Raw genomic sequence first — 16,951 nt, forward strand, 5'->3', positions numbered from 1 at the left:
TTTCAAAAATTCGATATACATATTGAAATATCCTTTTTTTGGGGGAAATCGAACTCTGAAGGTTAGCTTCTGTTTTTAAAGATTAACAAACCGTGTGGAAACAAAGTCAGGATTAGCGGTTCATTCACCCAATTAGACCTTTGTCTTCTTTTATAAAACCTATATCCTGCTCTTCCGTTTTTTGGTATTCTATATAAAAACAAATAATAGGCTGGTGACCAAATGTTTCGAAGGTTTGTTCTCATTTTAATTACGATTACTGTATTTTGCTTTACTTATGTCAAAGATGCGAAGGCGGACGAACCTATTCGAGTTTTCATTAACGGCTATCAGGTAGCATTTACTCAACTTCCAATTGTCGAAGATGGAACTACTCTTGTGCAATTTAGACCTCTATTTGAAAGTCTAAATTATAAGTTAACATGGAATGAAGAGAAGCAATCGATTACTGCAAAAAATGGAAAAACCGATATTGAGCTTACTATAGGAAGCAATAAGGCGTCTGTGAACACTGAATCCAGTGAATTAACTCTAGCACCACGCATTATTAATGGTGACACATTTGTTCCTTTGAGATTTGTAGGAGAAGTGAGTGGCGGAGATGTTAATTGGGAAGAAAAAACAAATCATGTTAGCATTGTTACTGACAAGGGGTACTATCTCATTCATGCATGTCTAGACAATGACATTGGTAAAGTAAAGTATTGGTTAGATCAAGGAGCGAATCCAAATTATTATAGTCATATGGATGATATACCTCTAGAATGGGCTATTTACCATCACAACACGGAAATGGCTAAATTACTTCTGAAGTATAAAGCAGATCCGAATTATGAATACAAATATGTCACAAACCTATTACATACTGCAATTTTCTATAAAGACTTTGAAATGGTACAAGTACTGATTGACGGTGGAGCAGATATCTGGAAGAAAAATTCTGAAGGGAATGCTGCCCTTGCTTGGACAAATTTTTATTTAGAAAAAACTCAAAACGAAACAGATAAAAACAATCTTTTGAAAATCCAATCAAAATTATTAGATCTTACAAATAAACCAGCAAAAATGTGGTCTGAAAAAGCTTCTTTTGATTCACGAATTCTTGAAATTGTGCGGCAAGACTTTAAAGGGGATATTTCCCCTTTTAGCAATGAGAAATCACAAAGCATCTATGGATTGCAACTATCTATGTCCGGAAAAGTATCGAATGAACTAATTAAACAACTAAAAAGTAAATTGACACCATTAGGATATAATTTATTTCGTACTGGAGACATTCCTGACTCTGGGTTTCCTGAGCAAGTAGCAATTGTTAAAGGCACAGATGCTGATTTTTTAAAACAACTGGGTGAAATCGGTACAAAATACGACGTTAATGCTGTTATTAAGCAGCTTGATAAATGGAATACCGCCACAAAGTTAGAAGTTATTGGTGCCAGTTCGAACTGGATAGCTATCCAACTATTAGAGAAACCAAAGGATTTCCTGGCTTTTACCAAAGAAATTTATGCTTTTAACCCTTATTTCATTGATAATAGCGAATTCACAGTTGAATCTTATGCAAAAGAAATTGAAGATGCCAACGGTTTCCTATTATGGTGGGCTAAATAACAATAAACCGGAAGACTGAGATTAAAACTCTCAGACTTTCGGTTTTTTTTCCTATAATAGTGTTGAGTTAAAGATTTTCATTCGCATCCTTAAAATAAGACTATTGTCTAATATCAACTGTTTTTGAATTTGAATCCCATATTACTTTTGCCCCAAATGTCTCACTTACCATCCTTACAGGAACAAAAGTAAGTCCATTTACAACCTGTATGGCTGATTCAAGTAGCATTTCTTTACCGTTTACTATTGCTTTATTCGAGCCAATTTGTAATTCTAAAGAAATATCTATTTTTTGGGCCTTCACCGTGTTCGTATTACTTTCCCAGGTTACATTAGCGCCTAACGCTTCAAAAATTTTCCTCATTGGAACATAAACAGAACCCGATATGTTTTGCGGAGATTCTTCTTCTGAGTAGTCTTGGACTTCATCATTTATACTAACAAAAATTCGCTCATCGTAAGATACTGCCGCTCCGTTTAAAGACCTATGTTTGAGTTTACTGATTGATTCTTCATTTAGTGGGTTATTGGCAAAGTAAATTTCCCAAAGGTTTGTTTGGTTATTCAGTGAACTAATATCATGGATTTCATTATTGACTAATGAGACCTTTCTCGGATTTAATTGAGATAACGTTGTTATATCCGATAAACCATTACCATCTAAATTCAAGACATCTAACTTATTCAATGATTTAATTGGACCAAGATCAGTAATGTGGTTATATCCTAAATCAAGTTGATATATGCCATTCTGAACTTCTATTCCACGTAGATCACTAATCGAATTTCCAGCCAGAGAAAGTAAAACGAGTGGAGGCAAACTTTTCAGGAACTGGATCGAAGCAATTCCGTTCGAACCTAAATACAGTGAACGTAATTTAGGCAAGTTCCCCAATAATTCTGGATGAGCTACTGAATTACTATTAAGTGATAACAACCATAATTTTGGTAAATTACTGATTGGTTTGATATCTGAAATCTGATTTCGATTTAATTTTAACGTCTCTAGTTCATTCGCATTAGACAGAGAAGATACATCTGAAATTTGATTATTTGATAGGTTGAGATCTTTTAACTTTGAAAGCTTATTTAAGCTGCTTATATCGGTAAGTTCATTATTATCAAGCTGCAGCCACTTCATATCTGGGAGATCTTCAAGAAAGGTAATATTAGAAATATGAAGAGATCCAATACTTAGAGTATTTAGTTTAGTAAATTTCTTAATAACACTTAAATCTTGAATTGGGTTTCCAGACAACTCAAGACCACTCAAATTAGATAAGCTTTTTAGTGAACTAATGTCTTTCACCCAATTGTATTTAAGACCAATAAAACCAAGGTTAGTTAGATTACTTAAAGGCGATATGTCCGAAATTTGGTTTTCTTGTAGGTTTGTAAAAGTTAATTTTTTAAAATTACGCATTGGAGATATATCATGGATTTGATTCTTATAAGCGTTAAAACTGGTTAGTTTGTCAAGATTCTTTAAAGGGTCAATATCCTGTATCTGATTTTCATACAAGTTAAGCACTTCTAAATTACTAAGATTTCTAAGAGGGGTAATGTCCGAAATTTGATTTTGACTAACATTTAAATTAACTAAAGAGCGGAGATTACTTACAGCTTGAATATCACTGATTTCGTTTTGCCACAAATTAATATTTCTTAATTTGGTTAATCCGCTTATTGCACTAATATCATCGATTTTATTCTGTGCTAATTTTATATCCTCCAAATTTTTGGCGTACTCTAAGCCATTTAACGTCTTAATGCCTTGCCAATCAGCAGGACCTATTTTTTTAAGACTTTCCATATCCCCTAACGTTATAGGACCGTTATTTTTATTAAGCTCTTTTCTAATAACTTTTTCAAGTGCTGGATCCTCAATCTTTATCACAGGGGATTCTGCAAGAATGTTTAGTGGCAAGGCCAGATTGATAATAAATAAAAAAATTAATGAGTAAATAACAAATGTGATTTTTTTCATATAACATCCCCCAAACGACTAAATAATTATTATTAGACAATGCAATAGTCTCCATTTACATGCAGCATTTCATTCTCTCATATCCTCACATTAATTCCAATAATAATAACAATAATTAAATTAGCTCTTTGTCCCATAGGCGATCTCACCTATTGTATCTATTTCAGAAATTTTAACGTAACATGAACTTAATATTTTTGACTACTTTATCACTTAAATCCTGTTGATATCGATCTAACAACTTATTTACTACCTCAACATCGAATGAACTCGGTTTGGCTTGAACACTTCGATTAAAGGACGAGATCCACTTTCTTAGTTGAGCTTTAATTTCGACTCGAATATTATCCTCATTTATCATCTGAAGAGCGCTTAATAAACAACATAACTGATCCCATTTATTTATAGCCGCGAACAATCGTAAGACGTATTTGACGACATGTATTTCAGACGATTTAAGAAGCACATTTAATAAACGGTTGGAATCAATAAGGTGTGCTTTCTTACGTAATCCTCGATATCCTTCAACTGATAAACCGTTGTTATCACTTTGTAGAGCGATATAAAAAAGTTCAAGAAACTGCTCGCAGCTTAATAAAGATAATCCCCTAAGAGCTGCTCGTTTTATTTTTATATCTACATGACTTGCATACTCTGCAAGAATTTCCACATGCTCAGGACCTCCTACTTCACCCAGAGCAATTATTGCTGTAACTAGACTCTTCGTATTATCGCCCCACATATAATCCAAGTAGTGATTCGCAAAATCAATCTTTGTTACTGAATTAAGATAGAACCTTGCCACTTCCCTAACAGAAATATGGGAATCAACAAGGGAATTTGTCAGTTCAGGAATGGCATCTATCTGATTTTTTTCTACTAAAGTGGTTAATGTGATTCTCCTAATTGGCGCATATCGATCATTGATTAATCGGTTGAAATAACATGGGAATAATAACATACTGTCACAAATGACTCTGCAAGCCATTACTCTAATATGATAAAGCGCGTCATCCAGGGAGACTTTTCCTGATTCTCCCTGTTTTTCACCCGGAAAAGCGGACAGATTGACCGTCATCAGCAGGACAACTTACGCCGTCAACTGGCGGACATTATGCTTTGGCAGTAACACTTTATACATAAATACACACTCATTTAAGGTATTAGATTAAATCGAATTTAATTTCTCCGTAATATCTTTTGTTAATTTGGACAACGGTCTTTTCCATAACTCTTCAGAACGAATATGATTACCAAAAATGATTCTCTTCATCTCTTCTTCGTTTTTAAAAATTCCAGGGAAGTCCTTTTCAATTTCACTCAGCTTGCTCTTAGGGTAAATTCTATGCCGTTTAATTAAGTCATAAACAATATCATTATGGAGTAAATACTGGTCTTTTAACCCAAAGATGTCGATATTCTTTGTTATTTTTTGGCTATGATTTATTTCAATTGTAATCTGCTTTTCATCAAAAAGATAATCAGCATTAATAATAGAATAGTCAAAAGTAACTTCATTTCCTGTATTATTTTTTTTATCGTAAGGTGATAATGAAATCTGATGATTGCTTTTTAGATGATTACAACTAGGACAAGATGGCACCAAATTATAAAATGACATAGCTAGGAAAGGGAATTCGTCTTTTGAAAAAAAATGATCGAGTTGGGATGATCTCTTTACCCCCTTTGCTCCAAAATCAATATTGTTCACATAATTTCTGTTGCAATAGGGACAGACCTTAATACCAATCTTCTCAATAAGCTTAACTGCATTATAATCAGAATTACCAATATAACGACTAGACTTCGAAAAATATTCAGTATACAAATACTTCAAATACAATACATCCTTTGGATAAACACTGCTTTTGTATTTCATAGAAATAGTATATAAATCATCTACATCTGCAAGAACTACATCTTTTAAACTGAATTTACTACCATTAGTCTTAAACCATCTGTCAATCTTATCAAACTTATTTATCTTTTTTCGCTTTAGATGAACTTTTAATTGTTCAAAATGTTCTTCTGCGATGGATTCTAACTTTGAGTGAGAAATTGGTATCATTCTTGTTCCAACCTATCTTGTAATCTTCTTATTTCTCTTCTTATTTCTTCTTTACTCATTGTCGTTTCCTTGATTGAATTAATAATACCTAGTTTATCGATATACATTTCACTGAGCTTTTCTTTTAATAAAGGTTCGCCAATGTTGTCAATTACCAGTTTGCATTTTGCAAGTTCTAGCGAATCATTGTTTTGACTTTTTAAGACAGTAATAACATGATTAATTCTTTCTTTAGCGAACTCACCAATCGTTGATGACATAAAGAACTCTTCGGACAATAAAGTGTGGATATTATTTGCAAAGGTTTGATCAGCAGTAACGAAATTTGCAATTTTGCAATAACCTTTGTTAATATCCTTTTCTAAAGCAATTACATTTGATTTTAACAAATCTGAAATAATGAATGGAGAATGGGTTGTAATGATAATTTGATATTTCTTGTATCCTAATTCAATTTGATTTAAAAAATTGAAGATCTCGGAGAGCATTATTCTACTCCATTCAGGATGCATAAAGTTATCAGGTTCATCTAATAAAATTATCGCATTATATTTCTTCGAATATCTGTTCAGTCTTAGACCAAAAAAGAGTGATGCAAATAAATTAATAAAAGCCTCTTCCCCTGAACTCATAGGTTCAACAGTTAATGATACTGAATTATTTAAATAATTCATCTCACTATCACTTGAAAAATGATTCTGATCTATAAACTGAAGGAATTCTTTAACAACAGAATTTTCATTAGTTCCAATAGGGATTTGAACATTCTTTCCTTTGAAATAAGACATGCTTAACTGTTCGAAATAATAGACAAGCTTATAAAAAGTATCGGAGTACTTCTTCATGTCACTCAAATCTAAATTAATGTGTTTATTTAAATAGCCACTTACAACTTCATATACAGCATAAAAATAATCTTTAGGCGTTGTATTTTCGTTAGTTATTTCATTAATTTCGTTTTTAAGTTTTATAATTTCCTCGGCAGCAATATCTTTGATGCTACTAAAACTATATTGAATATAATCCTCTATGAAATTCATAATAAACTTAGTTTTATTGTCAATGCTTTTTTTATTCGGTTTACCACTTCTTTGAATTAAATCGCGGAAGTTATCTTTAAAACTTATCTTAAGAGCGAGCTTTTCGTCTAAATCCATGCTATATGAAATATTATTATAGACACTTATAAATACATTATCATTTAAATTAAATAAATGTTTCGACTTTTCTTTAAACGTTGATCTATTAAAGTATGTTATTAAATTGTATTTTGCATAGTACCCTATGGAATTAGGGTTTAAATTTAGTCTACTGAAAAAGACTGTATGTTCGTTGCTAATTTTATTCCCCCATCTTTCAAAATCTTCTTTAAAAGTGTTTCTGAAGTTATAATAATGGATTCTTTTTATCCGATCTTCGCTGAGCTGGAGGAAGCTCTTGAACTCGAAACCACTATCACTTTTTTCTAAGTACATACTGTAAGGATCTGAAACTATTGAAAATTGGTTATTTTCAATTGGGATATTAAGAATATTGTCTTTGATTAAAGAAAATTCACTTCCCTCAATTGCAAAAGTATCTTCTGAGATATGGTATAACAGAAAATATTTTACTTCTGACAACATCTTTCTATCGTTCATTCTCATTCCTAACAAGTCTAGAATGTTAGTTTTGCCACTTCCATTTCTACCAATTATGGCAGTTACATTATTAATCTTCTCTTCTTCAAATAATGAAAATACTTTTTTTGGGGAAATCTTAAGTTCGCGAGTTCCATTCTCAGTATTAATATCAAAGGATACATCGTACTTCGAAGAAAAATTAAAACCAAGTTCGTGTATGTTTCTAAATTTACCTACCCAAAGATAAATCAATTCCATTTCAATCAACTCCGTTTCAAACAAATAAAAAAATTAAAAAAAGTATGATATGTGTCATTATAAAAACAAGAAGGATACCCAAATGATGCAACCAGCGCTAGTGTTATATATCAATCTATATTTATCCAATATCTGTATTTCCAATTAAAAACCGTATGTCGCAAAATAAAATCCAATATGCGGTACATATAAAACAACGCTGCTTCTAGTCAGGCTAGTAGCCGCGTTGTTTAATCGAAATACATTATTTTATCTTAGGTTCTGTTAATTAGGACTTTTTATATTTATTTTCATCTTACTTATTATGGTGTTTTTTATGACATGTGTTACATAATAATACAACATCGTTAAAAGTCTCTCTACCTCGATTCACATAAGAATTATGATGCAAGTGTAGATTGCTAATTTTCTCTTCTTTTTTACCACATAGCTGACACTTTTGTTGGTAAAACTTTATTGATTCAGATCTAAAATGCCTCCAATGATCAGTTTTTAAATACTCTAAATATGGCATGGATTTTAGATGCTTCAACATTTTTGAATAAACATCTTCTTCTATTTCAAAGCCATCCTCTAACACTTGCTTTCCAAGTAAAAGCTTTTGTTCAATCTCCTTTGCTTCGTCAGCAAATAAATAATTCAAATTCATATCACTGCACCATCTATAACGTGCAAAAATAACTAATTCCTCGACAGTAATACCACTTAATCTAATAATAAATTCACTCAATTCAGCCAAGTAAATTTCAGCATTAAAAAAACAATCATCCGGATATCTACCATCAAAATATGAGTGATTATTCTTGAATTCCCCCTTTCCTAAATTTATTCCTCTAACACTAAATCTGATTCTTGGTTTTTCACACCAAGCATATGGATCACCTAAAACATCAAGATGTTTATCTAAAATAGCCGGTAATATTTCTTCGTCCTCTATATCCCTGCCGCTCTCCTGTTGTTCACTATACGGATATACAATCATTGACTCATTCATCAAATTTAATAGTCCATCTCGTACCTTACCTTCGCGAAAAAGAAACCAATTTTGATTGAAATGTTCATTTGTTACAGAAATTTTCATGTGAAATTCCCCCAGGAACTCTAGTATTAGTCATATTATGTTTATTCATCATCAGTGGTACTGATGAAAAAAAAAAAAAACCGAGGGTTTAACTTAAAACAAGTACATCTTTAGGTTTAGCAAAAGACCACATTCTAATATTTAACCCCTCAAGTTTCTCGTCAACAATAATTCTTCCATATTTATTCTCAACTTCATGAGTAACAAGAAACACTAGTTCTTTCTTGGATCTTGTCAAAGCTACATATAAGTAATTAAGTGTTTTATTCTGTTCTTTTTTTGTCTGAAAAAGATATTCTGTTAAGTCAGTTGTAAGTATAAATAAACATTTTTCCCCTTCTAATCCTTTAATACTATCAATTGAGTTCACTAGTATTCCTTTATTGGAATGAGCTTCACGATGTATCTTTAGTTGCTCTCCCAATTTCCCCATATCTTGACGAGTCAATTCAATTGATAATGATTTTTGCAACTTTGAAAAAATCTCACTGTTATTTTCTTTATTTAAATCTTTCAAAAGATTCTTTACTAAAATAAATACCCATTTATCAATGTCGGTATCAATAATAGTAGTTCTTTTTACTATTTGCCGTATTTCATAAGTTAAATTACTTAGAGTTTCATTTCTATCATTTGCATGTGTTATAAATCTGTCATTTTTCTTTGAAATATATACATAATCCCAATCAGACCCTTTTACAAAGTCATGAATTTCTTCCTTTCCTATCTCACTTTCATAAACATAGCTTAATGTTCCTAAATCTGCTTTTTGAGGAAACTGTCTCTGCATTATTGGAATAAATGTATTTGCTAAATTTACATGTGAAATTGGGCATCTATTATTTTCAGGCTTATATTCAACATGTTCTTTATAGCTATTAACTAATTCAGTTAATGCATTCCTCCCCCGTAAATCTTGCTTCGGATCCCCTACAAGATATGTATTGATACCTTTACTATGTAATACTTCTATAATCTTTGCAAAATGGTTATCTATGTCCTGTGCTTCATCTACAAAAACAGAGTCTAGATATTTCAAAATAATTTGTAAAATTCTCTCGCGTCTTTTATTCGTCTCACTTCGATCCCCTGTTTTTCTAGAAACGACCCATTTGGCAGTTTCAGTAACCTTTTCTACATGGATTATTTTATTAGCTACTAGTTCTTTAATTTTCATTGCTTTATAACCTGGATTATCAGATAATATAATTTGTGATACTTTAGTAAATTGTTGTCCATAAAGCAAATGATAAAAAGGAAAAATTATTTCCCTTAATAAGAAGGCATGAGATGTTTCTACAAAAACCTGCCTAGGAAGAGTACCATGCAATTCGGTAATTTTCCCCTTAATTCGGTTTTTAGCGCTATTTGTATATGTAATTACATATATTATTTTCCCATCAATTACTTCATTTAGCCTATCTAATACTTTTTGAGCCATTGAAGTTGTCTTACCTGCGCCTGCACCAGCTACAACAATTTTCATTCCTTTTCCCCATCCCGAAGGAATTTTAATACTTTATTTATGTGTTGAGGCAATTCAACACTCGCCAATTCTCCTTTTCCAAAATCTTTACAAAATTGAAGCATTGTATTCGCTTTAGAATTTCTCCACTTATCAGAGAGTTCCGCTGCCGTTTTGAAGTCTGGCCATCCATGATTATTTGTAAAATATTCTCTTAGTTTTTCAAAATTATCTGAAGTACTTACAAACTCAGGTTCTAGCGTATACTCATTTGTTGTAGTTACATAAATATTACTATACTTATTATAGGCTTCATGTGCTTTTTGAGCATTCGGCTCATTATCGTAATCTCTTATAATTCCAATTCGGTTGGATAACTTTTCATTTACCTTCAACCAAATATCTAACATTTTTATAAAACCTTTATGTAAGGAAATAACCTCGATATCATTTAAAACATTAGCTTGTGAACTCAAATATGATTTTATTAACATTTCCTCTGTTGTACCTTCCACTAGTATACATCTACGAGAAAATAAAAACTTCAGAAAATCCAAATTAGGCTTTTTAGCCAAATAGCCTAGTTGTTCTTCATCGAGCTCCGATTTAAGAGAGAAGCCATTACCTTCTGAAATAACCGTTACATTTTCCAATTCTAATTTATTTAAAAACTCCGAACTATGAGTTGAAATAAATAATTGTAATTGTTTAGTTGAATTGAGAATTGAGTTAATGAAACTTGCAAGAAGATGCTCATTACTTATACATAAGTGTGCTTCTGGTTCTTCAATAGTTAATATGTTCAGCGCAATGTCCGACTTTAGTTCTAGTGAATTCATCATCACCAACAAATAAATTAAATTCCTATATCCTAGTCCTTGTGTATTTAAATATTCCTCTCCAAAACCAAGCCGTACATTATTTAAAAGTGAACTCATACTCGGCATATTGGGAAGCAAATTGATTTTTTCAAAAAACTCCTTTGCATTCTCAAGGTTAGAGTAATCTTGCCAATTAAAAACATTTTCCAAATTACTAATTTTTTTTAGTTCTTCAAAAAATGTTTCATATGATTTCTCTACTTCTACCTTCTGTACTTCTGAAAGTTTATTGTGTAGAAGGTTTACTAATGCCTTTGAGCCAAGATGAGTATTTTTGTTAGAAAATTCATCTCGCTCTGCAGCTAAAGAATTATACCTAAAATTAGCCAAATCGTTGAATGTAACTGGCTCATTAGTCAAAGGAATTAATATTGAGTATTTGAATAGTTCAATAGGAAGTAAATTCATCTTTATTTTATCAACTGAATCATTTTCACTTAAAATTTTTGACACATGTGCAAATAATTTTATAGGATTGTCTATATTATATTGATATTTTATCGAATATTGTGGCTCTTCTTGACTGAATGAGCTTATCCATTTTCGGAAGTAGTATTCATCAGCTCCATCAGGGATAAAATTAACTTCAACTTTTACACATGGTATAACTTTTATAAACTCATTTACATCTACTGTACCATTCTTAAACTGTTCTAAATTTTCATTAATGAACTCAAAATATTTCGCTTTAGTTGTATTATTAATGTCATGCCATCCTAGATTTTTGTTTATATTGCCAATTTCATCATTGAAAAAAGGTAAAGTAATTGCCTTAAGCAAGTTACTTTTACCACTATTATTCTCACCTATAAAAATAGTGAGTCTATTCACATCGATGTTAATGTCTTTTAAATTTCTAAAATTTTGGATATGTATTCTTGAAATTCTCATCTAATGAGTTCCTTTCAGACTTATACTTTGTAATGCACAACCCTAGCAATATCTTTCTTCCTTTATTCCCAATGTTTAACAACAAAAATTCGACACGATCTAGGTATTTCCTCCTATTCACAACAATTTTCAAAGAAATTTTATTGTTGCTACGGAGAATTGGGAATTCTGTATACATGTGGAGAGATCAAATCAAAAATGTATAACCAAACAAAAAAAAGTTGATGTCTGTAATTTACGGACGCCAACTTGTTGTTTTGAATATTTTTTCAATATTTACAAAATGAAAGTTCGAGACCAAGATAATAATTATTGCTGTTCCTTGCAATTTGCTTTGAGAGAAGTCTGAAGATCATTTTACTTTTGAGATAAGTAACCTTGGCTAGTTAAATAAATTTATGGATGATAGACACGAACTGTCACCGAATCAGACCTAACAACAGCAAGTTCCCAGTTCTCATCAGATATAAATAAATTCGAATCCTTCTCTGTAACAATTACACCGATATAATTTTTCTTATTGGTCATATCATTAATCTCGTCCCTGACCAACAAATGTTCAGGAGTAAAGCTTCGAACATATTGTCCTGCAATTAGAGAGGCTTGAATTGAGAATACCCCAGCAGTAAGTAAAAGAATGAAAAATAAAGAAGTAAATATTGCTTTGTATTTCTTGATTTCTTGAATGGGCACCTCTTGTTTTGATGAACTTCTCCAATCAACTCTTATAAAGCTAACTACTTTAGTCTTCCAAGTATCCTTCTTATCTAACAGTTTAAGAACAGATATGTCTATTAAAATAGCTATCAGAACTATGCTCCAAACTTTTATGAATATTGGTTGACCAATTAGCTTTTGGACTAATACTCCCAAAAAAATAGTACTAAGAAAAATGTAAGGAAAGAATATACTGGCAAGTGTATAATTCTTCTCAGGCTTAAAGTAACTGAATACTATCCCAGATCCAAATAAGACGAATTCGAATAATAGCCAATTCGACCCCTTTTCAGATATGTCAATTTTAAAAATTGTTTCTACAATTACCAATAAACAAATACCAAAAACCACTCCTGACAATGTAGCAAATAAACTTGAGATACCTCTAATTGTAAAAAAAATGAGAATCGTAATAAAAAGGGGTAGAGACCATATTACAAGGAATAAAATTGCATTATTTAAGGAGCCTGCCCCGCCAATGAAAAAAAGTGTTAAACAAATATGAAATAAAAATAGAACAGTTAATATAATTGGCAGCCTCTTTAAATTACTATTACGTAAAGAGAAGATTATACTTACTAGAAATCCTATACTTAATACAAGAAAAACACAGACACTTAATAAACTCACCTTATGGAAAGGGACTGGATTTGTTAACAATCGTAATAAAGATACTTGCCCTTCAACTCCACCGGAAAAATAATACCCAAATAAAAAAGAATACCCTAACGAATAGAGAAAAAAACCTAAACTAGTAGCAATAAATGAAAGTGCTCCAACTATTCTTAATGCATTGTAAATAATATTAATAATTGGGTTTGATAATAAGCTTTTATATTTCTCTAAAAATAAAAACAAATTCAATACCTCCAAGAATACAACTGAATAGGTCAATAGTATTAGATATTTATTGTTGAATGCTATCGGACATCTAAATTTTTTAAGCATAGGAGGAGGCACCAATTGACTAAAATTAATAGATTTTGTTCCCGAAAGTTTAGTAGCTTGGAACGCACTAAGATACTTTCTCTGTAAGTTTCATCTAAATTTTTTTGACAACTTCCTCCGTCCCAAATATTTCGCAAATAATTCTTGTACTCATCTGTAATAAAACTATAATCACATCAATTTTAGATAATTTAATAATTTCAAATTGAAAACGTCCAAAATCCCTCTTCAAACCTGTCAACAGCTGTGAGTTTTTAGGTATCTTTTTGAAATCATACAAAAAATCATAAAATGAATTTGGCCAATTAGTAAATATGCCGAACGCTTCGGTTACAATTTTATCATTATCATGAACATCACTAGATCCAGTAAATGCAATTCTTCTCTGATAAAAACCATTTGAAATTTTTATTGATAAGAATATTATTAAATACAATATTAAATCAATCCCTATCTTTTCAAATCCTTCTGAAAGTAGAAATTATTCGCTTTGAATCTCCTGATTTTCCAATTTTATTGGAGATTAATCTTCCTAAATTAGAATTATCACACTCTATAATTAAATTACACGATATCATGTATTCACATTTACATAATCCACTTAAAATGTCTTGGTTTGTTAAATGTCTGTTACAATTATTACATCTGCTCTTTTATACACAACGGGCAAAACTGCTTTTTTACATTTCTAATTGCAAATTGACCAATTGTGTTTTGTATCACAGAATTAGCATTTTTAATACTCAAGGATAAGCTTCAAATATAATTTGATCAATTCCAGTAATTTCAGAGAGAATTGAAGTATTTATTCTCTCACTTCCGAGTTGAAATACTTGTGTACGTATTTTATTAACATTTAATCCTAGCATCTCATAAATCCATGCAACTTCATAATTATTAACTATAGCCAATCGATAAATGTAGCTTACTAAACTTTCGTCAGCATAAACTTTTGGAACAAATAGTAATTTCTTTCTATTCAAAGTTCCTCAGCTCCATTACTACTACAATTATTATAAAAATAGGCAAACGATCTAAGTTATCGTTTGCCTTGTTGTTCATTATTCTGTGCAATTATAATCTTCTAAAGAATTCTGCAACACAACACCACACTGTGAATTGTAACTTGAGATGACGCTTTTCGAGCCTTCATTTATCCTGAATTGTAAGTCACAATTGACACCTTCTAGAACATAAAATGACGCTTTTATGAATGATGGTAATATAAAATGTCGCCCATTGTATAACACATGGAATGCTCCCGAAAAAAGGGAATGCCAAAGTGCCATATTTAAGTAAAAGGAAAAGAGGCGTCTATAGTTGACTTAAATGTCAACTATAAGCGCCTCAATTTGTGTTTTTTTATTTACGATACTTGATCATATTTTTTAGATAAACTATTTCTCAAAATCGATAACGGTAAGTTAAATTTCCCGGATGGTTCAGTCCCTACATAAATAATCTTAATGTCAACACTATTAACAAGGTAAGACATAAAGTTAAAGTGTTCTATATTAAGGTCCGTATTATGTAAAAGATTTTGAGATTCATCAATTAATATCAACTTTGTATTGTTATTATCTAACTGAAATAAGAAATGTTCTATTAACTTGTCAATTGGTTTGCTAGGTATATTAAATCTCAACATAGAAGAAATGAACAGTTTTTTACTTGACATCGGAGATATTGATGTCATGAGAATTGAATCTGGACCATTTTTATCTAAATACTCTTTTGCAAATTTTCTAAAAAAGTATGTTTTACCTATACAAGTAGGGCCGTCTACAAAAAGTATTTTCATTTCAGGATCAACAAGAAACTTCTCAAAATTCATATTAATCACTCCTCTACTGCTTATTATTTCCAAAATCAAAAAATCTATACAACTTAATTTACATATTCTAACCAAAAGCTCCTTCCTTTTTTACTTTAATAATCTACACATTATTAACCGATATACTGTTTGCCGGACTGAACTATTCCAACATAAGGAAATATTGAAAATGCATTCGTACATACTTTTGTTCAATGAAACATGCATATACTGACCAGTATCAACATACTCAATAAAAAATAAATGCTCTGGATTAATATATAATTCCATAATCGCATTATATAAAATATATGTATTAGATATAGTCTCGTACTTTCGACTTATATCATTCCTTTCTTTTTTCATCATCATAGCTCTACGTCTAAGCTCACACCTTTGAGATGGGGTAACAGGAAACTTTACGTTATGTATTTCTTGATTTTCAACTAATTCATGATGGTAAACCACGATATTATTATGTTCCATAATTAGAGTTATTCCTTTCAAGTGTAAGTAATTGGACTAAATCGGTCTCCCTCAATAAGCATTTTATAGATAAAACGTTCTATGTTATTAATGTCAATTTTACCTTTGTCATTAATAAAATGACTTATATCATAGGGAAAAAAGCGATAATGAAAATCACTAATTCTTTGTTTGTCATAGTATAAATTCATGTTAATTGAACAAGTCCATTCCCATATTCCATGAGGCAAACTTTTCAAAATATCACATAGTTCCATAAGATGGGTATGAATAATACTGTTTCTAATTCCTCTTAATGAGCCCTTTCCCCATAGATTTTTATTTCCGAAGGAATGATTAATGTGCTGACCTATTAGAAAAATAATAAAATCAATTATTATTGATAAGCTCGATGTATAAAAGAAGCCTGGTAATAATTGATTTTGAAATAAGGAAGGATGATATTTATCACAAACTATAACAGAAAAAATAGTTTCTTCTTTATTAACAGTAGGTGTTATTGCTCTACAAAAATTAAAACCGCATCTACATTTGTCCATTGATTTTCGGTACCAAGAAATTAATATCTTACATTCAGGACAGTGATCTAGAAGTAAACATTGGTGCACTGGACAGATCGTATTAAGTAGTATGTCCCAGTCTTTTCTTCCATAAGGGTTATCAGCAAAGCATTTAGGGCAGATTTTTGTTTTACGAATTGGCAAAACATACTCAGGAATGTCATCATTGTAGATGGTCGATGAAAGCTGAGTTTCTGACTTACCAGATAAAATACATAATGGCCTTAAACTTTTATTGAAATTTTGAGAATGATTTGTCCTCGTGAAAACTGTATTTTCTGTGAGATTAGCTAGTCGATAAAGGCTAATTGTAGTCTCAAAAGAATTTGCTATAGCTAAGCGGTATATATAACTAGCAAGACTTTCGTCATTAAATAATCGAGGTCTTCTAGGGAGTGCCGATAGTATGTTCATCATTACTACTAACACCACCCATTTGAGTTACTTGAACACATTTATCTATTCTAATCCTTTCACTTATTGTTCATTCTTATACTTGATTTCAAATCAAGCAAACAGTTAATCCCAACAAAGAAAGAGGGATACAATTGAACAAGCCTCCA

Annotated in this window: 13 protein-coding genes; 1 reads left to right on the forward strand and 12 read right to left on the reverse strand. The window is 31.1% G+C overall.

Annotated features, from left to right (window positions below; genetic code table 11):
• The first annotated feature begins 222 nt into the window (after window positions 1-222).
• Window positions 223-1,611, forward strand: a complete 1,389-nt coding sequence (locus ABE504_RS08590) for a stalk domain-containing protein (protein ID WP_430087123.1) — start codon at window positions 223-225, stop codon at window positions 1,609-1,611.
• A 100-nt stretch (window positions 1,612-1,711) separates the two neighbouring features.
• Here the strand turns inward: ABE504_RS08590 and ABE504_RS08595 are convergent, their stop codons facing one another.
• The 12 genes from ABE504_RS08595 to ABE504_RS08650 all read right to left on the reverse strand — a co-directional run bounded on the left by ABE504_RS08595 (window position 1,712) and on the right by ABE504_RS08650 (window position 16,805).
• Entirely contained in the window at window positions 1,712-3,598 is a 1,887-nt protein-coding gene (locus ABE504_RS08595; RefSeq protein WP_430087126.1) for a leucine-rich repeat domain-containing protein, read from the reverse strand.
• Window positions 3,599-3,770: 172 nt separating this feature from the next.
• Window positions 3,771-4,676, reverse strand: coding sequence for a HEAT repeat domain-containing protein (locus tag ABE504_RS08600; RefSeq protein ID WP_430087129.1), 906 nt, complete (start codon window positions 4,674-4,676; stop codon window positions 3,771-3,773).
• A 90-nt stretch (window positions 4,677-4,766) separates the two neighbouring features.
• Window positions 4,767-5,666, reverse strand: coding sequence for a hypothetical protein (locus ABE504_RS08605; RefSeq protein ID WP_430087132.1), 900 nt, complete (start codon window positions 5,664-5,666; stop codon window positions 4,767-4,769).
• Complete coding sequence (locus ABE504_RS08610) at window positions 5,663-7,546, reverse strand: AAA family ATPase (protein ID WP_430087134.1); 1,884 nt, start codon at window positions 7,544-7,546, stop codon at window positions 5,663-5,665. The genes ABE504_RS08605 and ABE504_RS08610 overlap by 4 nt, the downstream gene beginning before the upstream one ends.
• A 295-nt stretch (window positions 7,547-7,841) precedes the next feature.
• Window positions 7,842-8,627, reverse strand: a complete 786-nt coding sequence (locus ABE504_RS08615) for an HNH endonuclease signature motif containing protein (protein ID WP_430087137.1) — start codon at window positions 8,625-8,627, stop codon at window positions 7,842-7,844.
• Between the two features lie 88 nt (window positions 8,628-8,715).
• Window positions 8,716-10,113, reverse strand: coding sequence for a UvrD-helicase domain-containing protein (locus tag ABE504_RS08620; protein ID WP_430087139.1), 1,398 nt, complete (start codon window positions 10,111-10,113; stop codon window positions 8,716-8,718).
• Complete coding sequence (locus tag ABE504_RS08625) at window positions 10,110-11,864, reverse strand: ATP-dependent nuclease (RefSeq protein ID WP_430087142.1); 1,755 nt, start codon at window positions 11,862-11,864, stop codon at window positions 10,110-10,112. The genes ABE504_RS08620 and ABE504_RS08625 overlap by 4 nt, the downstream gene beginning before the upstream one ends.
• Before the next feature lie 396 nt (window positions 11,865-12,260).
• Window positions 12,261-13,439 (reverse strand): hypothetical protein, encoded by a 1,179-nt coding sequence (locus ABE504_RS08630; RefSeq protein ID WP_430087145.1) that lies wholly within the window; start codon window positions 13,437-13,439, stop codon window positions 12,261-12,263.
• Between the two features lie 184 nt (window positions 13,440-13,623).
• Window positions 13,624-13,965 carry a hypothetical protein gene (locus ABE504_RS08635; RefSeq protein ID WP_430087148.1) on the reverse strand — a complete coding sequence of 114 codons (342 nt, stop codon included), beginning with the start codon at window positions 13,963-13,965 and terminating at the stop codon, window positions 13,624-13,626.
• A 307-nt stretch (window positions 13,966-14,272) separates the two neighbouring features.
• Complete coding sequence (locus ABE504_RS08640) at window positions 14,273-14,512, reverse strand: hypothetical protein (protein WP_430087150.1); 240 nt, start codon at window positions 14,510-14,512, stop codon at window positions 14,273-14,275.
• A 383-nt stretch (window positions 14,513-14,895) separates the two neighbouring features.
• Window positions 14,896-15,363, reverse strand: coding sequence for an AAA family ATPase (locus ABE504_RS08645; RefSeq protein ID WP_430087152.1), 468 nt, complete (start codon window positions 15,361-15,363; stop codon window positions 14,896-14,898).
• 482 nt (window positions 15,364-15,845) lie between these two features.
• Window positions 15,846-16,805: a TniQ family protein gene (locus ABE504_RS08650; protein WP_430087154.1), complete on the reverse strand. Its 960-nt coding sequence runs from the start codon at window positions 16,803-16,805 to the stop codon at window positions 15,846-15,848.
• Window positions 16,806-16,951 lie beyond the last annotated feature (146 nt).

It is taken from the genome of Paenibacillus oryzisoli (genome assembly GCF_050467285.1).
In the GTDB taxonomy this organism is placed as follows: Bacteria; Bacillota; Bacilli; order Paenibacillales; family NBRC-103111; genus Paenibacillus_E; species Paenibacillus_E oryzisoli_A.